Origin of the sequence: Pseudomonas corrugata (assembly GCF_050920615.1) — a bacterium.
GTDB lineage: Bacteria > Pseudomonadota > Gammaproteobacteria > Pseudomonadales > Pseudomonadaceae > Aquipseudomonas > Aquipseudomonas corrugata.
In genome coordinates, this window is record NZ_CP130434.1 from 668,138 (window position 1) to 694,250 (window position 26,113).

At 61.9% G+C, this 26,113-nt stretch carries 18 protein-coding genes; 17 read left to right on the top strand and 1 reads right to left on the bottom strand.

Translation table 11 applies throughout. The annotated features are described in order from the left end of the window. Positions 1 to 180: 180 nt before the first annotated feature. On the bottom strand, positions 181 to 2,625 hold the full coding sequence (locus QZH45_RS02940; protein ID WP_392396949.1) for a penicillin-binding protein 1A: 2,445 nt from the start codon (positions 2,623 to 2,625) through the stop codon (positions 181 to 183). A 206-nt stretch (positions 2,626 to 2,831) separates the two neighbouring features. On the opposite strand from QZH45_RS02940, the gene QZH45_RS02945 reads away from it, so the two are divergent. The 17 genes from QZH45_RS02945 to gspG all read left to right on the top strand — a co-directional run bounded on the left by QZH45_RS02945 (position 2,832) and on the right by gspG (position 26,113). Beyond that, entirely contained in the window at positions 2,832 to 3,896 is a 1,065-nt protein-coding gene (locus tag QZH45_RS02945; protein WP_024779909.1) for a pilus assembly protein PilM, read from the top strand. Further along, positions 3,896 to 4,462 carry a PilN domain-containing protein gene (locus tag QZH45_RS02950; protein WP_024779908.1) on the top strand — a complete coding sequence of 189 codons (567 nt, stop codon included), beginning with the start codon at positions 3,896 to 3,898 and terminating at the stop codon, positions 4,460 to 4,462. Before QZH45_RS02945 ends, QZH45_RS02950 begins: the two co-directional genes overlap by 1 nt. Further along, positions 4,459 to 5,082: a type 4a pilus biogenesis protein PilO gene (pilO, locus tag QZH45_RS02955; protein WP_055134868.1), complete on the top strand. Its 624-nt coding sequence runs from the start codon at positions 4,459 to 4,461 to the stop codon at positions 5,080 to 5,082. The genes QZH45_RS02950 and pilO overlap by 4 nt, the downstream gene beginning before the upstream one ends. Further along, positions 5,079 to 5,606, top strand: a complete 528-nt coding sequence (locus QZH45_RS02960; RefSeq protein WP_024779906.1) for a pilus assembly protein PilP — start codon at positions 5,079 to 5,081, stop codon at positions 5,604 to 5,606. The genes pilO and QZH45_RS02960 overlap by 4 nt, the downstream gene beginning before the upstream one ends. Positions 5,607 to 5,619: 13 nt before the next feature. Next, on the top strand, positions 5,620 to 7,692 hold the full coding sequence (gene pilQ, locus QZH45_RS02965; protein ID WP_055134867.1) for a type IV pilus secretin PilQ: 2,073 nt from the start codon (positions 5,620 to 5,622) through the stop codon (positions 7,690 to 7,692). 4 nt (positions 7,693 to 7,696) lie between these two features. Beyond that, positions 7,697 to 8,215 carry a shikimate kinase AroK gene (gene aroK / locus QZH45_RS02970; protein ID WP_024779904.1) on the top strand — a complete coding sequence of 173 codons (519 nt, stop codon included), beginning with the start codon at positions 7,697 to 7,699 and terminating at the stop codon, positions 8,213 to 8,215. Between the two features lie 148 nt (positions 8,216 to 8,363). Further along, positions 8,364 to 9,464 (top strand): 3-dehydroquinate synthase, encoded by a 1,101-nt coding sequence (gene aroB / locus QZH45_RS02975; protein WP_055134866.1) that lies wholly within the window; start codon positions 8,364 to 8,366, stop codon positions 9,462 to 9,464. A gap of 10 nt (positions 9,465 to 9,474) precedes the next feature. After that, positions 9,475 to 11,040, top strand: a complete 1,566-nt coding sequence (locus tag QZH45_RS02980) for an AAA family ATPase (RefSeq protein WP_024779902.1) — start codon at positions 9,475 to 9,477, stop codon at positions 11,038 to 11,040. A gap of 350 nt (positions 11,041 to 11,390) precedes the next feature. Continuing rightward, positions 11,391 to 15,839, top strand: a complete 4,449-nt coding sequence (gltB, locus tag QZH45_RS02985) for a glutamate synthase large subunit (RefSeq protein ID WP_024779901.1) — start codon at positions 11,391 to 11,393, stop codon at positions 15,837 to 15,839. 33 nt (positions 15,840 to 15,872) lie between these two features. Continuing rightward, on the top strand, positions 15,873 to 17,291 hold the full coding sequence (locus QZH45_RS02990) for an FAD-dependent oxidoreductase (RefSeq protein ID WP_024779900.1): 1,419 nt from the start codon (positions 15,873 to 15,875) through the stop codon (positions 17,289 to 17,291). A 267-nt stretch (positions 17,292 to 17,558) separates the two neighbouring features. Continuing rightward, positions 17,559 to 18,626, top strand: a complete 1,068-nt coding sequence (gene hemE / locus QZH45_RS02995; RefSeq protein WP_024779899.1) for a uroporphyrinogen decarboxylase — start codon at positions 17,559 to 17,561, stop codon at positions 18,624 to 18,626. Between the two features lie 372 nt (positions 18,627 to 18,998). Continuing rightward, positions 18,999 to 20,465, top strand: a complete 1,467-nt coding sequence (gene gbpA / locus QZH45_RS03000; RefSeq protein WP_024779898.1) for an N-acetylglucosamine-binding protein GbpA — start codon at positions 18,999 to 19,001, stop codon at positions 20,463 to 20,465. Between the two features lie 66 nt (positions 20,466 to 20,531). Next, the gene (locus QZH45_RS03005) at positions 20,532 to 21,047 is read left to right on the top strand and encodes a type II secretion system protein N (RefSeq protein WP_024779897.1); all 516 of its coding nucleotides are present in this window, start codon (positions 20,532 to 20,534) and stop codon (positions 21,045 to 21,047) included. Positions 21,048 to 21,055: 8 nt separating this feature from the next. Further along, positions 21,056 to 22,972 (top strand): type II secretion system secretin GspD, encoded by a 1,917-nt coding sequence (gene gspD, locus QZH45_RS03010; RefSeq protein ID WP_024779896.1) that lies wholly within the window; start codon positions 21,056 to 21,058, stop codon positions 22,970 to 22,972. Next, positions 22,969 to 24,441 carry a type II secretion system ATPase GspE gene (gene gspE, locus QZH45_RS03015; protein ID WP_024779895.1) on the top strand — a complete coding sequence of 491 codons (1,473 nt, stop codon included), beginning with the start codon at positions 22,969 to 22,971 and terminating at the stop codon, positions 24,439 to 24,441. Before gspD ends, gspE begins: the two co-directional genes overlap by 4 nt. Positions 24,442 to 24,445: 4 nt before the next feature. Further along, complete coding sequence (gspF, locus tag QZH45_RS03020) at positions 24,446 to 25,654, top strand: type II secretion system inner membrane protein GspF (RefSeq protein ID WP_024779894.1); 1,209 nt, start codon at positions 24,446 to 24,448, stop codon at positions 25,652 to 25,654. 3 nt (positions 25,655 to 25,657) lie between these two features. Continuing rightward, complete coding sequence (gspG, locus tag QZH45_RS03025) at positions 25,658 to 26,113, top strand: type II secretion system major pseudopilin GspG (RefSeq protein WP_024779893.1); 456 nt, start codon at positions 25,658 to 25,660, stop codon at positions 26,111 to 26,113.

Consider the following 26,113-nt stretch of genomic DNA (forward strand, 5'->3'; position numbering starts at 1 on the left):
GTGGGAATGTAGCCTGGGACGCTCCGCGTTCCATCAAGAGCCGAACGCGGAGCGTCCGTAGAGGCGTTCCCACGCAGGAGCGTGGGAACGATCACACCTTGAGGGCGCCATCGCGAGCAGGCTCGCTCCCACATTTGGAATACATACCCCTGTGGGAGCGAGCCTGCTCGCGATGCAATATCAGAACAGATCGATCGGTGCCGCTTCATCCGCCGGCAGCGGGCTGCCTGGCGCAACGCCATTGCCCAGCTCGTTGACCGACGGCGGGGTGTCCTCGCTCTTGAACAGTTCGAAGTAGGCGCCCGGAGTGCTTGGTGTGGCCGCGCGGCCGCTGACCGGGTCGACCCTCAGGCTGAGGATGCCTTCCGGTTCTGGCTGGGTGTGAGGCGGTTTGTCCTTGAGGGCGGCGCCCATGTAGCTCATCCAGATAGGCAGCGCCACGGTGCCGCCGAACTCGCGGCGACCCAGGCTTTCGGGTTGGTCGAAGCCGGTCCAGACGGTGGTCACGTAGTCGCCGTTGTAGCCGGAGAACCAGGCGTCCTTGGATTCGTTGGTGGTACCGGTCTTGCCCGCCAGATCGGTACGGCCCAGGGCCAGTGCGCGACGGCCGGTGCCGAGCTTGATCACGTCTTCCAGCATGCTGTTGAGAATGTAGGTGGTGCGTCCGTCAACGATGCGTTCGGCGACAGCGGGCGCCTGGGTCGCTGGAGTGGCGGAGGTGGCTTCGCCCGGAGTCGGGTTCACCGTGAACGTTTCGGCGGACGGTGCGGCGATGCCATCGCTGGCCTGCTCACCGCCCGGTACCCGTGGCGGGTTGGCCTTGAACAGTGTCTCGCCGTTGCGGCTTTCGATCGTGTCGATGATGTAAGGGCTGATCTTGTACCCGCCATTGGCGAATGTGCTCCAACCCGTGGCGATTTCCATCGGGGTCAGGGTCGCGGTGCCCAGGGCCAGTGACAGGTTGCGTGGCAGATCCTGTTTGTTGAAACCGAACCGGGTGATGTAATCGATGGTGCGATCCACTCCCAGCGCCTGCAACAGGCGGATCGACACCAGGTTGCGCGACTTGTACAGCGCCTCGCGCAGACGGATCGGACCGAGGAAGGTGTTGGTGTCGTTCTTCGGTCGCCAGACCTTGTCCAGGTACTCGTCGACGAACACGATCGGTGCGTCGTTCACCAGGCTGGCGGGGGTATAGCCGTTATCCAGTGCGGCACTGTAGACGAACGGCTTGAAGCTCGAGCCCGGCTGGCGCTTGGCCTGCAATGCGCGGTTGTAGTTGCTCTGTTCGAAGGCGAAGCCGCCCACCAGGGAGCGGATTGCGCCGTTCTGCGGATCGAGGGACACCAGTGCACCCTGGACGGCCGGGATCTGGCTGAACTTGAGGGCATTGTCGGGCTGGCGCTGAACCCGGATCAGATCGCCGACCTGGGCCACGTCCGACGGCTGGCGGGGAACGGCCCCCATGCTGTTGGTATTGAGAAACGGACGGGCCCACTTCATGGTGTCCCATGCCACATGTTCTTCCAGCTCGCCGTTGCGCGTCAGGACCTTGATACCGTCCTTGTCCACCTGCGTGACAATCGCCGGTTCCAAGCCACTGATGGTGCGCTGCTTGGTCAGCTCCAGCGCCCAGGCCTCCTTGGTCTTGCCCGGCAGGCGCGATTCGGGGCCGCGGTAGCCGTGGCGCTGATCGTAGGTCATCAGGCCTTCGTGCAGCGCGGTGTTGGCCATTTCCTGCAGGTTGCTCGGCACCGTGGTGGTGACGCGGAACCCTTCGGTGTAGGCATCGCTGCCGTAGCGTCCAACCATCTCGGCCCGCGCCATCTCGGCAATGTAAGGAGCGTTCACTTCCGGCGTTGGCACGTGATAGCTGGCGTTCAATGGCTCGTTGATCGCGGCGGTGTAGTCGGCCTCGCTGATCTTGCCGAGCTTGTACATGCGCCCCAGGATCCAGTCGCGACGTTCCTTGCTGCGCGCCGGGTTGGCCAGCGGGTTGAAGCGCGACGGCGCCTTGGGCAGGCCGGCGATCATTGCCATCTGTGCCAGGCTCACGTCACGGATCGACTTGCCGTAGTACACCTGTGCGGCCGCCTCGATGCCATAGGCGCGGTTGCCCAGGTAGATCTTGTTCACGTACAGCTCGAGGATCTCATCCTTGGTCAACTGCCGTTCGATCTGCAAGGCCAGGAGGATTTCGGTGGTCTTGCGCGAGAAGCTGCGTTCGCTGCTCAGGAAGAAGTTCTTGGCTACCTGCATGGTAATGGTGCTGCCGCCGGACTGGATGTGCCCGCTCTTGACCAGCTGGCTGGCGGCACGCATCAGGCTGCCCGGATCGACGCCATAGTGGTTGGCGAAGTTGTCATCTTCGGCACTGAGTAACGCATTGATGAAATTGGGAGGAATGTCGGCGAAACGGATCGGCGTGCGGCGCATTTCGCCAAACTCGGCGATCAGCTTGTTGTCGCTGCTGTACACCCGCAAAGGAATCTGCAACTGAATACTTCTCAGTGCCTCCACGGATGGCAATCCCGGACTAAGGTAAAGAAACGCGCCACTCAGACCCAAGAGCAGTCCGCAGAAAACGGCGATGATGGACCATCCGAAAAATTTCAGCAGACGAATCAAGGCTTTTGGATATCCAGGCAAAGAATGAAAAGGCGTCAGGTGCAGGGAAGAACCCGTGCTTGCAGCAAAGCGAAAAAAACGCTGCGCATTATAAGCATTTTTTTCCGTCGAAAACGCCATTCGGACGTCCGTCGGGCTGGGGGGATTGAACGCAATGCGTATTAGAGAGTCCGTAACTCACGGATAGTCATAGGGAATTGGTAGTGCTACGACTCTTCAATAAAAAAGCCCATACGCTTCTGGGTATCGACATCAGCTCCACATCGGTGAAGCTGCTCGAGTTGAGCCGCCAGGGTGACCGTTACCGTGTCGAGTCCTACGCGGTCGAACCGTTGCCGGCCAACGCCGTGATCGAGAAGAACATCGCCGAGCTCGAGGGGGTCGGGCAGGCGTTATCCCGGGTTATGGTCAAGGCCAGGACGTCCTCGCGCAGCGTGGCGGTGGCCGTGGCGGGTTCGGCGGTGATCACCAAGACCATCGAGATGGATGCCGGGCTTTCCGACGACGAGATGGAGAACCAGCTCAAGATCGAGGCGGACCAGTACATTCCTTATCCACTGGATGAAGTCGCCATCGATTTCGAGGTTCTGGGGGCGTCGCCGCGCAACAGCGAGCGGGTGGAGGTGCTGCTGGCGGCCTGTCGCAAGGAAAACGTCGAGGTTCGCGAGGCTGCGCTGGCGCTGGCGGGGCTGACGGCCCGGGTAGTCGACGTGGAAGCCTACGCGTTGGAGCGCGCCTTCGGCCTGCTTGCCACGCAACTGGCCGCGTCCCAGGAGCGTTTGACCGTTGCGGTGATCGATATCGGCGCCACCATGACCACCCTGAGCGTGCTGCACAACGGACGCATCATCTATACCCGCGAGCAATTGTTCGGCGGCCGCCAGCTCACCGAGGAAATCCAGCGGCGCTACGGCCTGACCCTCGAACAGGCCGGCCTGGCAAAGAAGCAGGGAGGCTTGCCGGACGATTATCTCAGCGAGGTGCTGCAGCCCTTTCGCGAGGCATTGGTGCAGCAGGTTTCGCGGTCCCTGCAGTTTTTCTTCGCTTCGGGCCAGTACAGCGCGGTGGACCATATCCTGCTGGCCGGTGGTACGGCGTCAGTCGCCGGGCTTGACCGGCTGATCGAGCAACGCCTGGGCACGCCGACCCAGGTGGCCAACCCGTTCTCCAACATGGCCCTGGGCAGCAAGGTCAACGCCGGTGCCCTGGCCAGCGATGCGCCGGCGTTGATGATCGCCTGCGGGCTGGCCCTCAGGAGTTTCGACTGATGGCGCGGATCAACCTTCTTCCCTGGCGCGAAGAGCTGCGCGAAGAACGCCGCAAGCGTTTTCTGCTGGCATTGGTGGGGGCGCTGGTCGGTGCGGTGGGGGTTACCTTGATCGGGGTTCAGTCCCTGAACAGTGCCATCAATCACCAACAGGCGCGTAACGGGCACATTTCCGAGCAGATAGCGGTGCTCGACGAGCGCATCAAGCAAATCAGTGAGCTGAAGTCCCGTCGCCAACAACTGCTGGAGCGCATGCGCATCATTCAGGACCTGCAGGGAAATCGCCCGGTCAGCGGACGCATCTTCGACCAATTGGTGCGAACGTTGCCGGACGGGGTGTATTTCACCGAAGTGAAAATGGAAGACAGAACGCTCTCCATCAAGGGTGTAGCGGAGTCCAACAACCGGGTCTCGGACCTGATGCGCAACCTGGACGCGTCGGATCTGTTCGATGCGCCCAGCCTGACGGAAGTCAAGGCCGCGACGGCTGGGCAAGTCGACCAGGCGAACGTGTTCCAGCTGACGGTCCGCCAGACCCGGCCGGTCGACGCGGAGGACGCCCAATGAAGCCGGGAGAGTGGTTCGACGCGCTACGCAAGATCGACTTCAGCGACCTGGACACCAACAACGTCGGCTCCTGGCCGATGCCGGTCAAATGGTTGGCCTGTATCCTGCTGGTGGTCCTGGTCCTGGGGTTGGGCTACAACTTTGCCGTGAGCGACCTTGAGAATCAGTTGCAGCAGGTGCGCGAGGAAGAAAATACCCTCAAGGCGCAATTCGCGGGCAAGGCACACATGGCCGCGAACCTGGAACGCTACACCGAGCAGATGAAGCAGATGGAAACTTCCTTTGGCGTGCTGTTGCGGCAATTGCCCAGCGACACTGAAGTGCCTGGCCTGCTGGAAGACATTACCCGCACCGGCCTGGGCAGCGGCCTGGAGTTCGAAGAGATCAAGCTGCTGCCTGAAGTGACTCAGCCGTTCTACATCGAACTGCCGATCCAGATCACCGTGACGGGTGGCTACCATGACCTGGCGACATTCGTCAGCGGTGTCGCCGGGCTGCCTCGCATTGTCACGCTGCACGATTTTGAAATCGCTCCCGCGGACCCCGAAGGGGGATCGAAGCTGCGCATGAGTATTCAGGCCAAGACCTACCGCTACAATGAGCAGGAGGCGCAGCCATGAAGCCTCTCCGCTGCATTGGCCTGCTGGCGGGGCTGGCGGTGCTGGCCGGTTGTAACAACGACAGTGGCTTCGCTGATCTGGACGCCTACATGAATGAAGTGCGGTTGCGTCCGCCCGGCAAGATCGAGCCGACACCAACCTTCAAGCCAAACGAAACCTTCACCTACAGCGCGGCTGACCTGCGCAGCCCGTTTTCACGGCAGGTCCGGGTGGACCAGGCCGAGCGGCAAAAAGGTTCGCGCAATGTCCGGCCCGATCCGAACCGGGTCAAGCAGTATCTCGAAGGCTTCAACATCGAACAGTTTGAAATGGTCGGCACGATCGCCAATGCCAGTGGCTCCTATGCGCTGCTGCGCGGTGCGGGCGGGGTGCATCGACTCAAGGTCGGTGACTACCTGGGGCGCAACGACGGGCGAATCGTCGCCATCAGTGCCACCCAGGTCGATGTGGTCGAAATTGTTCCCGACGGCGAAGGTGGCTGGCTGGAGCGACCCCGGACCATTCCTTTGAAAGAGCACTCATAGTGGAACTCGAACAATGAACAGGATTTTTACTGCCCTCGGTGTTTCGCTATGGATAGCGCTGATGTCACCGATGGTTCTTGGGGCAAGCCTGAAGACGCTGGATGTCGCGGCTTTGCCAGGGGATCGTGTCGAGTTGAAGCTGACTTTCGACGGGCCACCACCCGCCCCCCATGGCTACACCACCGAACAACCGGCGCGCATTGCCCTGGACCTGCCTGGGGTGACCAACCAGCTGCCGCGCAAGACCCAGGACCTTGGCAGCGGCAATGCGCGCAGCGCCACGGTGGTCGAGGCGGGGGAGCGCACCCGGCTGATCATCGGTCTCACTCAGTTGGTGCCGTATAACACTCGGATCGAGGGTAATAATCTGTTCGTGGTAGTCGGCAAGGGCGCGGAGCCCGGGACTGCCGCGCAAGTCCCGCGTCCGGCGGCTGCCGGCGTGATGCCTGCCAGAAGCAAGGCGCCGGCGGGCCGGGCCATTCGTGGCGTGGATTTCCAGCGCGGGACCCAGGGCGAAGGCAATGTAGTGATCGACCTGTCGGACCCTTCCATCGCGCCGGACATCCAGGAGCGGGAAGGCAAGATCATCCTCAACTTCGCCAGGACCCAATTGCCTGAACCACTGCGGGTACGCCTGGACGTCAAGGACTTCGCCACCCCGGTGCAGTTCGTCAATGCCAGTGCCGGCTCCGACCGGGCCACTATCAGCATCGAGCCTGGCGGTACCTTCGATTACTCCACCTACCAGACCGACAACAAACTGACCGTCAGTGTCCGTCCGATGACAGTCGAGGACTTGCGCAAGCGCGACACCGACCGTGCCGCCTACAGCGGTGAAAAGCTGTCCCTGAACTTCCAGGACATCGAAGTGCGCTCGGTCCTGCAACTGATTGCCGATTTCACCAACCTGAACCTGGTGGCAAGCGACACGGTGCAAGGGGGGATCACCTTGCGATTGCAGAATGTTCCCTGGGACCAGGCGTTGGATCTGGTCCTGAAGACCAAGGGGCTGGACAAGCGCAAGGTCGGCAACGTGTTGCTGGTAGCCCCTGCCGATGAGATTGCGGCTCGCGAGCGCCAGGAGTTGGAGTCCCAGAAACAGATTGCCGACCTGGCGCCGCTGCGGCGAGAGCTGTTGCAGGTCAACTATGCGAAGGCGGCGGACATCGCCAAGCTGTTCCAATCGGTGACCAGCGCCGAAGCGAAAGCCGATGAACGTGGCACGATCACGGTGGATGAGCGAACCAATAACATCATTGCCTACCAGACCCAGGATCGGCTCGACGAGTTGCGTCGGATCGTGGCCCAGCTGGATATTCCGGTGCGCCAGGTGATGATCGAGGCCCGGATTGTCGAGGCCAACGTCGATTACGACAAAAGCCTGGGGGTGCGTTGGGGCGGCTCGGTGCAGAACCAGGGCAACTGGAACTCTTCGGGTGTGACCAACGGCAGCTCCACCACTATCGGCACGCCGGGCAGCACCAGCACCAACCAGCCGTTCGTCGACATGGGCGCGGCAGGCAATACCTCGGGTATCGGCATTGCGTTCATCACTGACAACGTACTGCTGGATCTGGAGCTGACGGCCATGGAGAAAACCGGCAACGGGGAAATCGTCTCCCAGCCCAAGGTGGTGACTTCGGACAAGGAGACCGCGAAAATCCTCAAGGGCACGGAAATTCCCTACCAGGAAGCCAGTTCCAGTGGCGCGACCTCGGTGTCGTTCAAGGAAGCCTCGCTGTCGCTGGAGGTAACCCCGCAGATCACGCCGGACAACCGCATCATCATGGAGGTCAAGGTCACCAAGGATGAACCGGACTACCTGAACAAGGTGCAGGAAGTACCACCGATCAAGAAGAACGAAGTCAACGCGAAGGTGCTGGTCAATGACGGCGAGACCATTGTGATTGGCGGGGTTTTCTCAAATACTCAGAGCAAGGTTGTAGATAAGGTGCCATTTCTTGGCGATGTGCCGTATCTTGGCCGCCTTTTCCGGCGTGATCTGGTTTCGGAGAAAAAATCCGAGCTGCTGGTATTCCTCACTCCGCGTATCATGAATAACCAGGCGATTGCTGTGAGTCGTTGATTCTGTGCGAAATTTGATTCTTGTTGGGCCGATGGGCGCTGGAAAAAGCACCATCGGCCGTTTGCTGGCCAAAGAGCTGCGCCTGCCGTTCAAAGATTCCGACAAGGAAATTGAATTGCGCACGGGCGCCAATATCCCGTGGATCTTCGACAAGGAAGGCGAGCCAGGCTTCCGTGATCGCGAGCAGGCGATGATTGCCGAACTGTGCGCATTCGACGGTGTGGTGCTGGCCACCGGTGGCGGTGCGGTGATGCGCGAAGCCAATCGTCGGGCGCTGCATGCCGGCGGACGGGTGGTCTATCTACACGCTTCCGTCGAACAGCAGGTCGGCCGTACCGCACGGGACCGCAACCGTCCGCTGTTGCGTACCGCCGATCCGGCCAAGACCCTGCGGGACTTGCTGGAGCTGCGTGATCCGCTGTACCGGGAGATCGCTGATCTGGTCGTGGAAACCGACGAACGGCCTCCGCGGATGGTGGTGCTGGACATTCTCGAACGTTTGCAGCAACTGCCTCCCCGTTAATGCACCGCGGGAAATGCGCTATCCTCGGCGTCTCGCCGTGATCCGTCGGGGCATGGCAGATGGCTGTCGAGTGGCGTCACAACAGACACCGTGGACTTTCCGTTAAATGCAGGCAGGACGCCTGATTCCATCTTTACCGTGGGGACACATGCAGACACTAAAGGTCGACCTGGGCGAGCGCAGCTACCCGATTCACATTGGCGAAGGCTTGCTGGACCAGCCGCAGCTGTTGGTACCGCATATCGCCGGGCGGCAAGTGGCGATCATCTCCAACGAAACCGTCGCCCCTTTGTATCTGGAACGCCTGACCCGCAGTCTGTCAGCCTTTTCGGTCATTTCCGTGGTGTTGCCCGATGGCGAGGCGTTCAAGACCTGGGAAACCCTGCAGCTGATCTTCGACGGCCTGCTGACCGCGCGGCATGACCGTCGCACCACGGTGGTGGCACTGGGCGGTGGGGTGATTGGCGACATGGCCGGTTTTGCCGCGGCCTGCTACCAGCGCGGCGTCGATTTCATCCAGATCCCGACCACGTTGCTGTCCCAGGTCGACTCGTCAGTAGGCGGCAAGACTGGAATCAACCATCCGCTGGGAAAGAACATGGTCGGCGCTTTCTATCAGCCCAACGTGGTGCTGATCGATACCGCTACCCTCAACACCTTGCCGGCTCGTGAGCTGTCCGCAGGGCTGGCGGAAGTTATCAAGTACGGGCTGATCTGCGACGAGCCGTTCCTGGGCTGGCTTGAAGAGAACGTCGATCGCCTGCGGGCGCTGGACCAGGCTGCCCTGACCTACGCCATCGAGCGCTCCTGCGCGGCCAAGGCCGCAGTGGTCGGCGCCGATGAGCGTGAGTCAGGTGTGCGGGCCACGCTCAACCTGGGCCACACCTTCGGACACGCCATCGAGACCCACATGGGGTATGGTGTCTGGCTGCATGGCGAGGCGGTGGCAGCCGGTACGGTCATGGCTCTGGAGATGTCCGCGCGCCTGGGCTGGATCAGTGAGCAGGAGCGTGATCGCGGCATTCGTCTCTTCCAGCGCGCCGGGCTACAGGTGGTGCCTCCCGAGGAAATGACCGAGGCCGATTTTCTCGAACACATGGCAATCGACAAGAAAGTGATCGATGGTCGTCTGCGTCTGGTGCTGCTGCGCCACATGGGCGAAGCGGTGGTGACCGACGATTATCCGAAAGAGGTTCTACAGGCCACGCTGGGCGCGGATTACCACGCCCTGGCTCAGCTTAAAGGTTAATAAGATTCCGATGACTAGTTTGCATGCCGACGAGGCTTTCCTCGGCCATTTCCAGTTGAGTCATGACCCCTTTGCTCCACGGGTCCCCGGCTTCAAGTTCTTCCCGGCCCAGCGCAAACCGGTGCTGGGGCAGTTGCATCACCTGGCGCGCTACAGCCAATTGCTGCTGGTAGTCACCGGCCCCCAGGGCAGTGGCAAGACCTTGCTGCGCCAGGCCCTGGTGGCCAGCACCAACAAGCAGTCGGTGCAAAGCGTGGTGGTTTCGGCCCGTGGCGCCGGTGATGCCGCCGGTGTGTTGCGCCAGGTCGCCCAGGCGCTGAACCTGGCCCAGGCTGAAGTGGGCGCGATTCTCGACCAGATCGTCCAATTGGCGTTGACCGGGCAGGAAGTCTATCTGCTGGTGGATGATGCCGAGCAGCTCGACGAGTCCGCCCTGGAAGCGTTGCTGGCGCTGGCGGCCGGTGCGCCAGAGGGACGCCCCCATGTATTCCTGTTTGGTGAGTCGTCGTTGATCGCTGATCTGGACCAGTTGGAACTCGACGAAGAGCGTTTTCATATCATCGAGCTGGCACCCTACACCGAAGAAGAAACGCGTGAATATCTGGATCAGCGTCTTGAAGGCGCGGGCCGGGGCGTCGAACTTTTTACCGCCGATCAGATCTCTGAGATTCACGAAGGCTCCGGCGGTTGGCCTGGGAACATCAACCAGGTCGCCCGTGATGCCTTGATCGAAGTCATGATTGCCAGCCGCTCAGCGGTTAAGCGTCCAACTATGGGGTTCAACATGCCGAAGAAACACGTATTGGCGATTTCCGCCGTCGTCGTGGTCGCGGTCGTCGCTGCCTGGCTGATGCCGGGTCGCAACAAGGCGCCGACGACAGGCGCGCCTGCCAACGAACAGGCACAACTGCCCCTCGGCCAGGGGGCGCCGAAATCCAATGGCGGCGCACCGGCGGTGGAATTTGCCGGCAGCACCCAGCCGATGCCGTTGCCGCTGGTCGGCCAGTCGCAACCGGTCATGCGCGAGCCACTGGCCGAAGCTGCCGGCGGAATCACCGAAGGCGATGATGGCGCGGCGCCGCCGATCGACGACAGCGACACGCCGCCGACTGTGACCACCACGGCACCGCCTGTGGGCGTACCTGCTGGTCCGGCACCTACACCAGCCCCGGCCGCCAAGCCGACCCCGGCCCCGGCCCAGGTGGCGACGGCCAAGCCTGCTCCGGCTCCGGCTGCCAAGCCGACGCCTTCCCCGGCGTCCAAGCCTGCTGCACCGGCCAAGGCCGCGGGCGGCAACTGGTACGCCGGTCAGGCACCGGGCAACTACGTCGTACAGATTCTCGGCACCAGCTCCGAGGCCTCCGCGCAGAACTTCATCAAGGAGCAGGGCGGCGAGTATCGTTATTTCAAGAAAGTCCTCAACGGCAAGCCGCTGTATGTCATCACTTACGGCAGCTTTGCCAACCGTGATGCAGCCGTTTCCGCCATCAAGGCCTTGCCAGCGAAGGTCCAGGCTGGTAAACCTTGGCCTCGCACTGTCGCCAGCGTCCAACAGGAACTGGCTGCAACTCGCTGAAGATTCGGCGGCCTTACCCAGGCCGCCTCTCCCGGCAACCTCAACATTTCTGCAAGAGCGAGCGACCTTCCAGGCCGCGCGCCTTGTGGTGTCTGCGTCACAGTAGCGTTTGAGTCGTAGCGGTCGAACCCAAAAAAGTTTTGACTAGCACAGCGTATAGCTTTAAACCTTTCACAAATGCGACATGAATTTGCGGCGTTTCGTCGTCAAATTTGTGGGTGTCTGTGTCGGCATGTACAATGACCTCCCTTTTGCCCCCGCAAAGCCGGCGTACGTTCGGCGCGACATGCAACTGGCTGAATTGAAAAGAAATTTGTCTCGATAAGAGGCAGCCTGGTGAGAAAGTGTCTATGAAAGCAGGTCTGTACCAACCAGATGAATTCAAGGATAACTGTGGTTTTGGCCTGATAGCCCATATGCAGGGCGAGCCCAGTCATACCCTTTTGCAAACGGCCATTGAGGCCCTGACCTGCATGACCCACCGTGGTGGGATCAACGCCGACGGCAAGACCGGTGACGGTTGTGGCTTGCTGATTCAAAAGCCGGATGAGTTCCTGCGTGCCATTGCCCAGGAAACGTTTGGCGTCACCCTGCCCAAGCAGTACGCCGTGGGCATGGTGTTCTTCAACCAGGACCCGGTGAAGGCTCAGGCAGCTCGTGAGAACATGAACCGCGAGATCCTGGCCGCCGGCCTGCAACTGGTCGGCTGGCGCAAAGTGCCGATCGACACCAGTGTCCTCGGTAGCCTGGCCCTGGCGCGCCTGCCGCAGATAGAACAGGTGTTCATCGCCGGCGAAGGCCTGAGCGACCAGGAAATGGCGATCAAGCTGTTCAGCTCCCGTCGTCGCTCGTCCGTGGCCAACGCCGCGGACACCGACCACTACATCTGCAGTTTTTCCAACAAGACCATCATCTATAAAGGCCTGATGATGCCGGCGGACCTGACCGCCTTCTATCCGGACCTGAGCGACGAGCGCCTGAAAACCGCGATCTGCGTGTTCCACCAGCGCTTCTCCACCAACACCCTGCCGAAGTGGCCGCTGGCCCAGCCATTCCGCTTCCTTGCCCACAACGGCGAGATCAATACCATCACCGGCAACCGCAACTGGGCCTTGGCCCGTCGCACCAAGTTCGCCAATGACCTGATGCCGGACCTCGAAGAGCTCGGCCCGCTGGTCAACCGCGTGGGCTCGGACTCCTCGAGCATGGACAACATGCTCGAACTGATGGTGACCGGCGGCATTGACCTGTTCCGTGGCGTGCGCATGCTGGTTCCACCGGCGTGGCAGAACGTCGAGACCATGGACCCGGACCTGCGAGCCTTCTACGAATACAACTCCATGCACATGGAACCGTGGGACGGCCCGGCCGGTATCGTCATGACCGACGGCCGCTATGCCGTGTGCCTGTTGGACCGTAACGGTCTGCGCCCGGCGCGCTGGGTCACCACCACCAACGGTTTCATCACCCTGGCTTCGGAAATCGGCGTCTGGAACTACCAGCCCGAAGACGTCATCGCCAAGGGTCGCGTAGGTCCGGGCCAGATCTTTGCCGTGGATACTGAAACCGGCCAGATCCTTGACACCGACGCCATCGACAACCGTCTCAAGTCCCGTCATCCATACAAGCAATGGCTGCGCAAGAACGCCCTGCGCATTCAGGCAACCATGGAAGACAACGACCACGGCTCGGCTTTCTACGATGTCGATCAACTCAAGCAGTACATGAAGATGTACCAGGTCACGTTCGAAGAGCGTGACCAAGTGCTGCGTCCTCTGGGCGAGCAGGGTTACGAAGCGGTCGGCTCCATGGGCGATGACACGCCGATGGCCGTGCTGTCGCAGCGTGTGCGCACCCCTTACGACTATTTCCGCCAGCAGTTCGCCCAGGTGACCAACCCGCCGATCGACCCGCTGCGCGAAGCGATCGTGATGTCGTTGGAAATCTGCCTGGGGGCCGAGCGCAACATTTTCCAGGAGTCGCCGGAGCACGCCTCGCGGGTGATCCTCAGCTCGCCGGTCATTTCCCCTGCCAAGTGGCGCTCGCTGACCAACCTCGACCGTCCGGGCTTCGCCCGTCAGGTCATCGACCTGAACTACGACGAAAGCGTCGGCCTCGAAGCGGCCATCCGCAATGTGGCCGATCAGGCCGAAGAAGCCGCTCGCGCCGGTCGTACCCAGATCGTGCTCAGCGACCGTCACATCGCGCCGGGCAAGTTGCCGATTCACGCATCCCTGGCCACCGGTGCGGTGCACCATCGCCTGACCGAAAAGGGTCTGCGCTGCGATTCCAACATCCTTGTCGAAACCGCCACCGCCCGCGATCCGCATCATTTCGCGGTGCTGATCGGTTTCGGTGCCTCGGCGGTCTATCCGTTCCTGGCCTACGAAGTGCTTGGCGACCTGATCCGTACCGGTGAAGTGCTGGGCGATCTCTACGAGGTGTTCAAGAACTACCGCCGGGGTATCACCAAGGGGCTGCTCAAGATCCTCTCGAAGATGGGCATCTCGACCATCGCCTCGTACCGTGGTGCGCAACTGTTCGAGGCCATCGGGCTGTCCGAAGAAGTCTGCGAGCTGAGCTTCCGTGGCGTGCCGAGCCGCATCAAGGGCGCGCGTTTCGTCGACATCGAAGCCGAGCAGAAAGCCCTGGCCGCGGAAGCCTGGAGTCCGCGCAAGCCGATCCAGCAAGGTGGCTTGCTGAAGTTCGTCCATGGCGGCGAATACCACGCCTACAACCCGGATGTGGTGAACACCCTGCAAGCCGCCGTGCAGCAGGGTGACTACGGCAAGTTCAAGGAATATACGGCGCTGGTGGACAACCGCCCGGTGTCGATGATCCGTGACCTGCTCAAGGTCAAGACCCTGGACACGCCGCTGGACATCAGCGAAGTGGAACCCCTGGAATCGGTGCTCAAGCGCTTCGACTCCGCCGGCATTTCCCTTGGCGCCCTGTCCCCGGAAGCCCACGAAGCCCTGGCCGAAGCCATGAACCGCCTCGGTGCGCGTTCCAACTCCGGTGAAGGCGGTGAAGATCCGGCACGCTACGGCACCATCAAGAGTTCGAAAATCAAGCAGGTTGCCACCGGCCGCTTCGGTGTGACGCCGGAGTACCTGGTCAACGCCGAGGTGTTGCAGATCAAGGTTGCCCAAGGCGCCAAGCCCGGTGAAGGCGGCCAGTTGCCCGGTGGCAAGGTCAATGGCCTGATCGCCAAGCTGCGTTACGCGGTGCCCGGTGTGACCCTGATTTCGCCGCCGCCCCATCACGACATCTACTCGATCGAAGACTTGTCGCAACTGATCTTCGACCTCAAGCAGGTGAACCCGCAGGCACTGGTTTCGGTGAAGCTGGTGGCGGAAGCGGGCGTCGGCACCATCGCCGCCGGTGTGGCCAAGGCCTATGCCGACCTGATAACTATCTCAGGCTACGACGGCGGTACCGGTGCATCGCCGCTGACTTCGATCAAGTACGCCGGTGCGCCATGGGAACTGGGCCTGGCTGAAACCCACCAGACCCTGCGCGGCAACGACTTGCGCGGCAAGGTCCGGGTACAGACCGACGGTGGCCTGAAAACCGGCCTCGATGTGATCAAGGCGGCCATTCTCGGCGCCGAGAGCTTCGGCTTCGGCACCGCACCGATGATCGCCCTGGGTTGCAAATACCTGCGCATCTGCCACCTGAACAACTGCGCCACCGGCGTGGCCACCCAGAACGAGAAGCTGCGCAAGGACCATTACATCGGCACCGTCGACATGGTGGTGAATTTCTTCACCTACGTGGCCGAAGAAACCCGCGAGTGGCTGGCCAAGCTGGGCGTGCGCTCGCTCGAAGAGCTGATCGGCCGCACCGATCTGCTGGATGTGATCGAAGGGCAGACCGCCAAGCAGCATCACCTGGACCTGACCCCGTTGCTGGGCAGCGATCTGATCCCGGCGGACAAGCCGCAATTCTGCCAGGTCGACCGCAACCCGCCGTTCGACAAGGGCGAGCTGGCCGAGAAGATGGTCGACATGGCCGCTTCGGCGATCAACGACCTGAGCGGGGCCGATTTCAGCCTGGATATCTGCAACTGCGACCGTTCCATCGGTGCGCGGGTCTCCGGCGAAATCGCCCGCAAGCACGGCAACCAGGGCATGGCCCAGGCGCCGATCACGTTCCGCTTCAAGGGGACTGCCGGCCAGAGCTTCGGCGTCTGGAACGCTGGCGGCCTGAACATGTACCTGGAGGGCGATGCCAACGACTACGTGGGCAAAGGCATGACCGGCGGCAAACTGGTCATCGTTCCGCCCAAGGGCAGCGTCTACAGGACCCAGGACAGTGCCATCATCGGCAATACCTGCCTGTACGGTGCCACCGGCGGCAAGCTGTTCGCCGCTGGCACCGCGGGCGAGCGCTTCGCTGTGCGTAACTCCGGGGCCCATACCGTAGTGGAAGGCACCGGGGATCACTGCTGCGAGTACATGACCGGTGGTTTCGTCTGTGTTCTGGGCAAGACCGGTTACAACTTCGGCTCTGGCATGACCGGTGGTTTCGCCTACGTGCTCGACCAGGACAACAGCTTCGTTGACCGGGTCAACCACGAACTGGTGGAAATCCAGCGGATCAGCGGCGAGGCGATGGAAGCCTACCGCAGCCACCTGCAGCGCGTGCTGAATGAGTACGTCGAGGAAACCGACAGCGAGTGGGGTCGTGAACTCGCGGAAAATCTCGATGACTACGTGCGTCGTTTCTGGCTGGTCAAGCCGAAGGCTGCCAACCTGAAGTCGTTGCTTTCCAGCACCCGTGCCAACCCGCAGTGATATGCGCCTGAAGAGTTTGATGAGGTTTTAACAATGGCTGAACGTCTGAATAACGACTTCCAGTTCATCGATGTCGGGCGCAAGGATCCGAAGAAGAAACTGTTGCGTCAACGCAAGAAAGAGTTCGTCGAGATCTACGAACCGTTCAAGCCCCAGCAGTCGGCCGACCAGGCCCACCGTTGTCTGGGCTGCGGTAACCCGTACTGCGAATGGAAGTGCCCGGTGCACAACTTCATTCCCAACTGGCTGAAGCTGGTGGCCGAGGGCAACATCCTCCAGGCCGCCGAGCTGTCCCACCAGACCAATACCCTGCCGGAAGTCTGTGGCCGGGTCTGCCCGCAGGATCGCCTGTGCGAAGGCGCCTGCACCTTGAACGACGGCTTTGGCGCGGTGACCATCGGTTCGGTGGAGAAGTACATCACCGACACCGCGTTCGCCATGGGCTGGCGCCCGGACATGTCCAAGGTCAAGCCGACCGGCAAGCGGGTTGCCATCATCGGTGCCGGCCCTGCGGGCCTGGGCTGCGCCGACGTTCTGGTGCGCGGCGGCGTGACCCCGGTGGTGTTCGACAAGAACCCGGAGATCGGTGGCCTGCTGACCTTCGGCATCCCCGAGTTCAAGTTGGAAAAGACCGTGCTGAGCAATCGTCGCGAAGTCTTCACCGGCATGGGTATCGAGTTCCGCCTGAACACCGAGGTGGGCAGGGACGTGACCATGGAGCAACTGCTCGAAGAATACGATGCAGTATTCATGGGCATGGGCACCTACACCTACATGAAGGGCGGTTTTGCCGGCGAGGATCTGCCGGGTGTATACGACGCCCTGGACTTCCTGATTGCCAACGTCAATCGCAACCTGGGCTTTGAAAAATCGCCGGAAGATTTCGTCGACATGAAAGGCAAGAAGGTGGTGGTGCTCGGCGGTGGTGACACGGCGATGGACTGCAACCGCACCTCGATCCGCCAGGGTGCCAAGTCGGTGACCTGTGCCTACCGTCGTGACGAAGCCAACATGCCTGGTTCGCGTAAAGAGGTGAAGAACGCCAAGGAAGAAGGTGTGAAGTTCCTCTACAACCGCCAGCCGATAGCCATCGTGGGCGAAGACAAGGTCGAAGGCGTGAAAGTGGTCGAGACGCGTCTCGGCGAGCCGGACGCCCGTGGCCGCCGCAGCCCCGAGCCGATTCCAGGCTCCGAAGAGATCATCCCGGCCGACGCCGTGGTCATCGCCTTCGGCTTCCGTCCAAGCCCGGCGCCCTGGTTCGAGCAGTTCAGCATCCAGACCGACAGCCAGGGCCGCGTCGTGGCCCCGGAACAAGGCCAGTACAAGCACCAGACCAGCAACCCGAAGATCTTCGCCGGTGGCGACATGGTCCGTGGTTCCGACCTGGTGGTGACAGCGATCTTCGAAGGCCGCAATGCGGCTGAGGGGATTCTGGATTACCTGCAAGTCTGACCAGGCGACACACAACCCTGTGGGAGCAAGCTTTTGTGGGAGCAAAGCTTGCTCGCGATCCAGACGCCGCGTACTCAAGAGACCGCGGTGTTCTCATCGCGGGCAAGCCTTGCTCCCACAAAAGCCGCTTCCACAGTTGTTTTGTCGCGTTGCTGGATTTATGCGGCACCGCGACAAATTGCCCCGATAGATAAAAGGCACGGCTCTTGCCGTGCCTTTTGCGTCGCGCTCTGAGAAAATGCCCGCACTTTTTTTCCGGATGCCGACATGACTGCCCTGAAGAACGACCGTTTCCTCCGCGCCCTGCTCAAGCAACCCGTAGACGTCACCCCGGTGTGGATGATGCGCCAGGCCGGCCGCTATCTGCCGGAGTACCGCGCCAGTCGCGCCAAGGCCGGCGACTTCATGAGCCTGTGCATGAACCCCCAGTTTGCCTGCGAAGTGACGATGCAGCCGCTGGATCGCTACCCGCAGCTGGACGCGGCCATCCTGTTCTCCGACATCCTCACCATTCCCGATGCCATGGGTCAGGGTCTGTACTTCGAGACTGGCGAAGGCCCGCGCTTCAAGAAAGTCGTCAGTTCCCTGGCCGATATCGAAGCGCTGCCGATTCCCGATCCGCAGAAAGACCTGGGCTACGTCATGGACGCGGTCAGCACCATCCGTCGCGAACTCAACGGCCGTGTGCCGCTGATCGGCTTCTCCGGCAGCCCGTGGACCCTGGCCACCTACATGGTCGAAGGTGGTTCGTCGAAAGACTTCCGCAAGACCAAGGCCATGCTCTACGACAACCCCCAAGCCATGCACCTGTTGCTGGACAAGCTGGCGCAGTCGGTGACGGCCTACCTCAACGGCCAGATCATGGCCGGTGCGCAAGCGGTGCAGATCTTCGATACCTGGGGCGGCAACCTGTCGGCGGCGGCGTACCAGGAGTTTTCCCTGGCCTACATGCGCAAGATTGTCAGCGGCCTGATCCGTGAACATGACGGGCGCCAGGTCCCGGTGATTCTGTTCACCAAGAACGGCGGCCTGTGGCTGGAAAGCATCGCCGATGCCGGTGCCGACGCCCTGGGCCTGGACTGGACCTGCGACATTGGCAACGCCCGCGAACGGGTCGGTCATAAGGTCGCGCTGCAAGGCAACATGGACCCGACCGTGCTCTACGCCAAACCCGAAGCCATCCGTACTGAAGTCGGGCGTATCCTCGCCAGCTATGGCAAGGGCAGCGGCCATGTGTTCAACCTCGGCCATGGCATTACCCCGGAAGTTGATCCGGAACATGCCGGTGCATTCCTGCGGGCTGTGCATGAGCTGTCGGCGCAATATCACGCCTAGTGGCGGCTAATTCGTACACTCGAATTAACCGCATAGCCTCACCCCACTAAAGCAGCCTGTCCGACCCCGTGTCGGACAGGTTTTTTTATGGGCGTCTTTTACCTGTTCAACGCTAACTAGTCAGTTGTTTGGTTCGGCGTGTTTGTTGTTTATGTCAGCTAGCGTCTTATGTGTAAGAAATTTCTTTCGTCATGTAAGAGAAAGTGATTCAAAGATACTTCCTTCTATCTAGAGAGATTTACCCTACATAGCAAATATTGAGTTTTCTATAAGGTTCGGCGCTTGAGAGGTGCGGCGCTGAGCACTCCTGCGTGCCTTTCAAGATGACGGTGATACGTCTTCCCGATCTCGAATGATTAGCCTGGAACTTATATGAAAAACAACTTCAACAAGAGCTCGGTATTGATGGGATCTGCTTGCTCCTTGGTTCTCTTGTCGACCTTGGTGGTATCGCAGGGGGCGCTTGCCCATGGTTTTCTGGAAGTACCGCCTTCACGTGCTCTGTTGTGTCAGAAAGGTGAAAACAAGAACTGCGGTGGCGCGCAATACGAGCCCCAGAGCACGGGTGAAACCTTCAAGGGTTTTCCGAATGGGGCAGGTGGTGCGCCCCTGCAAGGACCCATTGACGGAAAGATAGCCAGTGGTGGCCACCCGCTGTTTTCCGCCCTTGATGCGCAGTCGGCCACGCGCTGGCACCAGACCGAGATCCGCGACCGCAACATCGCCTTCCAGTGGCAATACACCGCTGTGCATCCGGCGACCCGGCATGAGTACTTCATTACCCGCGATGGCTGGAACCCGAACGAGGCACTCAAGCGTGCCTCGTTCGACACTACGCCGTTCTGCAGCGTGGATGGCGGCAACCAGACTCCGAAACCGGGGGCCAGGCACAACTGCGTCATACCCGACAGCAAGTCGGGACATCATGTGATCCTGGCGGTCTGGACGGTGGGTGACACCGACAATGCGTTCTACGATCCGGCAGACGTGAACATCCTCGCTGAAGCCGCGCTACCGGGGGGCTGGTCGCCGGTGGGCAGCATTGCATCGTCCACTCCGTTGCTGGTGGGTGACAAGGTCAAGGCACGAGCGTTCTCCGCCACTGGCGAAAATCCCCCCTACAGCGTGGCTATCGGCATTGACGCCGCTGAGGAAGGCCGGCCTGAGAACTGGTCGTTCAAGCTGGCCGAAGCCATCAACCTGGCCCACCCCCTGATTCGTGCAGGTATTCGCGACGATGAAGGCAATATCACGCCGGTTCGAGGTACCAACAACCTGTATGCCCAGAAAGAAAGCGGCGTGATCCGGTATGAAGTGCAACTGGAGATGCTGGAAGACGCTGGCGCCAGCATGACGATTGCTTCCCTGCAGCCGGAATATGTACTCGACAAGGGCCGCGTCAACATGACGTTCGCGGCGCAGACCAACCGCCGGATGAACCTTGAAGCCACGTTGCTCGATGAGAAGAACAAGCCGGTCGGTGTCGTGAGCCAATCCGCAGGTGAAGGCAATATCGGGCTGAGCATGGACGTGCGCAGTGCCCCGGGCGCCCACACCCTGACGCTGGTAGGCACCACAGAGGACGGGCGCACCACTCGCCAGGACACTCGCGGTGTCACCCTGACCGGTGAGGGCGCAGACGTGGAATACGATTTCGTGTTCCCTGAAAACCTCGGTGAATACACCGCCGGTACGAAGGTGTTGCAGCCCAAGACCAACGAGGTCTTCGAGTGCAAGCCGTTCCCCGCGTCCGGTTATTGCAAGCAATACAGCCCGACGGCGAATGGCTTCGAGCCCGGTGTCGGTGCTTCCTGGCAAAGCGCCTGGGACAAGTTGTAAGTCCTGAGAGGACGGCGCCAGGCAATCCGTAGGGGTTGCCCGGCGTCTTCAAGCGAGAGCGCGGTGATGCATTCAAACTATTCCTTCGCACGGCACGTGGTGTGGCTCGTGCCGCTGCTGCATGGCGTATTTCTGGCCGGGCAGGAGTGGCGTTTTCGCCAGGCATTGGGCCGTGAAGTGCCGGTGGTTGCCGAGTCGCCGACTGTTCCGGTTGACCGCTCACCCAACGTCCAAGCCGTGGCGACCGTGCTCGGCCTCACACCCGCTGGCGCCCAGGCGTTAAGCGCCGAGCCGATGACCTTGCAAGCCAGTTTTGTCGTCGCCCAGGGCCTGTCGCGGGCGTTGCTGGCTGACGCTGCGGGTGCGCGCCTCTACCGGGTGGGCGAGCGCTTGCCCAGTGGCAGCCTGCTGCGCCGGGTGGAAGCCGATCATGTGACGTTGTGGCGCAACGGGCGTGAAGAACGCCTGGCCCTGAAGCAAGAGGCAAAGCCTTGGCTGCGCCGGGTGGGGCGCGAAGATGAGCGCCCTGCAACAGCCCATTCCTCGCAATACATACGCCCGGCGGCCGGGCATTCAGAGTGATCGAATTCATGAACAGCGTTATCCGCAGCCGTGTCTCCCACGCCTTGCTCTGTCTTGCCGTGTCCTGCCCACTGATATTTACCGACGTGGCACGGGCCGAGGAGGCGCGTTGGCAACTGGCGATGAACAATGCCGAATTGCGTGACGTGGTCGAAGAGATATCCGCGATCCTGGGCAAGACCGTGGTGCTCGATCCCAGGGTGTCGGGGCGCATTTCCGTCATGTCCCGCGAGGCGTTGGATCGTGAAGGCGTGCGTCGGTTGTTCTATTCGGTACTCGATGCCCACAACTTCACCGTAATCGATGAAGGCGAGCGGATCCTGATCACCCCGGTCGCCGATGCCAGGACCCGGGCCGGCGCCGGCGAGACCAAGGACCCAGCGCCATCGCAGTTCGTCACCCGGGTCATCGACTTGCAGTCGAGCATTGCTGCTGACGTTGCCGGACTGATTCGCCCCCTGGTATCGAGTGGTGGCTACATCGGGCCTTCGGTTTCCTCCAACGCGCTGGTGTTGACTGACACGGCCGCCAATGTGCAGCGCATCACTCGAGTCGCGCAACAGCTGGACTCGGGACACAACCGCAATCATGGGGTGGTGCAGTTGCGTCATGCCAGGGCCGGGGATATCGCGTCGATCCTGGAAGCATCCGGCAGCAAGCGCGAGGGCGACACCGCAGGCTCGGTGATCGCCGACACGCGGGGCAATCGCCTGGTGATCATCGGCGCACCGCGGGTGCGTCAACGCTTGGCCGAACTGGCTCGGACCCTGGACGTTCCAGCTTCCGCGGCCGAGGACAATGCGCGGGTCATCCGCTTGCGCCATAGCGATGCCAAGCAACTGGCCGAAGTGCTGGAAGGCGTCGGGCAAGACAAGAAGTCCGCACCGGCCCAGGCCGGCCTGCGGGAAAGCGTTTCCGCCAACGCGTTCATGATCAAGGCCGACGAAAGCCAGAATGCCCTGGTGTTGATCGCCGAACCGGCCCAGGTCCGCACCATTGAGAATATCGTCCGGGAGCTGGACCAACCTCGGGCCCAGGTGCTCATCCACGCCGCCATCGTGGAAATTTCCGGAGACATTGCCGAAGCGCTGGGGGTGCAGTGGGGGATCAAGAGTGGCAGCGCGGCGGGGGTCATCAGTTTTTCGGGAACCAACACGCCGATCATCGGCGAGCTGAACCCCAAGGACGTCGATGGCGTGCTCCTGCGGTTGGGCGGCGATCGCTTCAGTGCACTGATATCGGCCCTGGCGAGCAATACCCGCAGCAACCTGCTCTCCACTCCCAGCCTGCTGACTCTGGATAACCAGGAAGCGGAGATCATTGTCGGCAAGAACGTGCCGTTCAAGACCGGCTCCTACGCCACCAACAGCAGCGGCGCGGACAATCCCTTTACCACGGTGGAGCGCAAGGACGTCGGCATCAGCCTCAAGATCAAGCCCTACATCAACCAGGGTTCCTCCTTGCGCCTTGAGGTCCAGCAGGAAGTCTCGGACATTGCCCCGTCTGTTGCCGGCGTGGATTCCTCGGACCTGATCACCAACAAGCGTGCCCTGAAGAGCACGATCCTGGCGGACGACGGCGAGATCATCGTGATCGGTGGCCTGATCCGCGACGATGTCCGTTCCCAGGAAAGCGGCGTGCCGCTGTTGCGCAGCATTCCGTACCTGGGCGCACTGTTTCGCTGGACCCGCGACACCCAGACCAAGAGCAACCTGATGGTGTTCCTGCGGCCCACCATCGTGCGCGGCAAGGAAGACCTGGCGGATGTCAGTCGCCAGCGCTACGACGCGCTCCGGGAGCTGAGCAAGCCGGGCTCGCGGCAGAATAATTCGCTGTTGCTGCCCAGAGACGCTCGCCAGTTGTTCGAGCCTTCCCTGGAGGCGTCTTCGGCAGATCCGTTGCCGCAGAATCGAGGTGACCTGTGAGCGAGTCCCTGGCCCCGTTGCCCTTCGGTTTTGCCCGACGCCACGGCGTGCTGCTGGACGGCGAAGGGGCTGCCGTGAGCCTGGTGATGCGTTGCGATGCGCCGCTGACTGCGCTGGCGGAGGTTCGTCGCCGATGTGGTCGGGAACTGCCGATCCAGGTGCTGGAGCCGGCGCAATTCGCGACGCGTCTGGCCTGTGTCTATCGCCAGGGCCAGAGCGCGGCCGAACAGGTGGCTCAGGGGTTGGACGAGGAGCTGGACTTGCTCAGCCTGGCCGATCAACTGCCACAGACCGCCGACTTGCTGGAGCAGCAGGGCGATGCGCCGATTATCCGCTTGATCAACGCGCTGCTCAGCGAAGCGGTCCGCGAACAAGCGTCGGACGTGCACCTGGAAACGTACGAGCAATACCTGTCGGTCCGCATGCGAATCGACGGCCAGCTGCGGGAAATGCTGCGTCCACGCCGTGAGCTGGCCAGCCTGCTGGTATCGCGGATCAAGGTCATGGCACACCTGGATATCGCTGAAAAACGAATCCCCCAAGACGGTCGGATGGCGTTGCGGCTGGCCGGGCATGAGGTCGATGTACGGGTCTCGACCCTGCCGTCGGCCCATGGCGAGCGAGTGGTGTTGCGCTTGCTCGACAAGCAGGCCGGGCGCCTGGAACTGCCGCGCCTTGGCTTGCCGGATGACACCCTGGCGAGCCTGCGTCGGTTGCTCGCCAAACCCCACGGTATCGTGTTGGTAACCGGCCCCACGGGCTCGGGGAAAACCACCAGCCTGTACGCGGCGCTCAGCAGCCTCAACGACCAGAGCCGCAACATCCTCACCGTCGAAGACCCGATCGAATATCACTTGCCGGGCATCGGCCAGATGCCGGTCAACCCGAAGGTCGACATGACCTTCGCCCGTGGCTTGCGAGCCATTTTGCGCCAGGACCCGGACGTGGTGATGGTGGGCGAGATCCGTGATCGCGAGACGGCTGAAATCGCAGTCCAGGCCTCCCTGACCGGTCACCTGGTGTTGTCGACCCTGCATACCAACAGCGCCGTCGGCGCGATCACGCGGCTGGTGGACATGGGCGTGGATGCCTATCTGCTGGCCTCGTCCCTGGCCGGCATCGTCGCGCAAAGGTTGTTGCGGGCCCTGTGTCCCTACTGCAAGACGTCCTATGTAGCCGACGCCGCCACCTGTCGGCGGCTCGGGCTCGAGGCCGATGTCGGGCCCCGGCTGTTCAGGGCCCGGGGGTGCGATGAATGCCAGGCAGGTTACCGCGGGCGCTTCGGCATTTATGAGCTGGTCAGTGTCAGCAGCCCGCTGTCGCAACTGATTCATCAGGGGGCTACTGAACAGGCGCTGGCGTTCGAGGCGCGCAAGACCTCCCGCAGTCTGTTCCAGGACGGGCGTCAGCGGGTCCTGGAAGGCCTGACCAGTGTCGATGAATTGCTGCACATCACCCAGGAAGATTAGTGCGATGCCGACTTTCGACTATCGGGCCGAAGACGCCCAAGGGCGGCGCTGCAAGGGGCGCGTGGAGGCCGACAGCGCCCGTCATGCCCGGCAGTTATTGCGCGAACGCGGATTGCTGCCTTGGGAGCTGCGCGAGGGCGAGGCGCAAGCCACCCTGGGTGCCCGCTTCGTCGGGGGGCGCCTGAGTCCGGCCGACCTGGCGTTGTTGACGTTGCAGCTCTCCACGCTGATCCAGGCTGGGCTCCCCCTCGAAGAATCCCTGCGGGCCGTGGCGCAACAGAGCCAGAAGCGTCGCGTCGTCCACCTGCTGTCGGCGGTGCGCACTCGGGTAATGGAAGGTCACGCACTGGCCACGGCCCTGAAAGCGTTTCCCCAGGCATTCCCCGAACTGTTCTGCGCCACCGTCGCGGCGGGCGAACAGTCCGGTCACCTTGGCCAGGTGCTGGAGCAACTGGCGACTTACACCCAGGCGCGTCAGGCGTCTCGCCAACGCATTCAATTGGCGCTGGTGTACCCGCTGATCCTGCTGCTGGCCTGCGTTGCGATTGTCGCTTTCCTGCTGGGCTATGTGGTGCCGGATGTGGTGAAGATTTTCATCGACAGTGGCCAGCGGTTGCCCTGGCTCACCCAGGCGCTGATCGCGGTGAGCGATGGGGTGCGCCGCTATGGGGCGCTGATGCTCGTGGTCCTGGCCGGCGGGCTCGGGCTGTGGCGCTGGAGCCTGCGCCAGCCGCTGTGGCGCCTGCGCTGGCATCGCCTGCTGCTCAGGCTGCCGCTATTGGGCGACATTTTGCGGGCGATGGAAGCCGCCCGATTCGCCAGCACCCTGGCGATTCTGAGCCAAAGCGCCGTGCCCCTGGTCGAGGCCCTGCACATCGCCGCGCAGGTCATCGGCAACCTGACCATCCGTGCCCGCATGGCCGATGTTGCCCGTTCGGTGCGCGAGGGCGGAACCCTGACTCGAGGCCTGGAACTCGGCGGCGATATTCCGCCGCTGATGTTGCACATGATCGCCAGCGGTGAACGCGTCGGCGAACTGGATCGCATGTTGGCCCGTGCCGCCGAACAGCAGGAGGCCAGCCTCGCGGCGCGGATTGCGCTGGTGGTGAGCCTTTTCGAACCGGCCATGTTGGTGGTGATGGGCGGCGTTGTGCTGCTGATCGTCATGGCCATTCTCCTGCCTATCTTGAGCCTCAACCAATTGGTGAATTGATCGATGAAACTTCAAAACAACCGGCCCGCACGCCTGCAACGCGGCTTTACGCTGATCGAAATCATGGTGGTGGTAGTCATCATCGGCGTGCTGGGCGCCATGGTGGTGCCGCAGTTCATGAGCCGCCCCGATCAAGCCAAGATCACGGCCGCCCGCACCGATATCCAGGCGATTTCCACGGCGCTGGAAATGTACCGGCTCGACAATTTCCATTACCCCTCGACCCGGCAAGGCCTCGATGCACTGAGTAAACGTCCGTCCGGCACGCCTGCGGCAAGAAACTGGAACCCACAGGGCTATCTGAAAAGCCTGCCGATCGATCCCTGGGGCACGCCCTACCGATATCTCAACCCTGGTCTCAAGACCGCCGATGGCAGCTACGACCTGTACTCGCTGGGTGCCGATGGCGAGCCGGGCGGTGACGGCGCGGCGGCCGACATCGGCAATTGGGGCGAATGA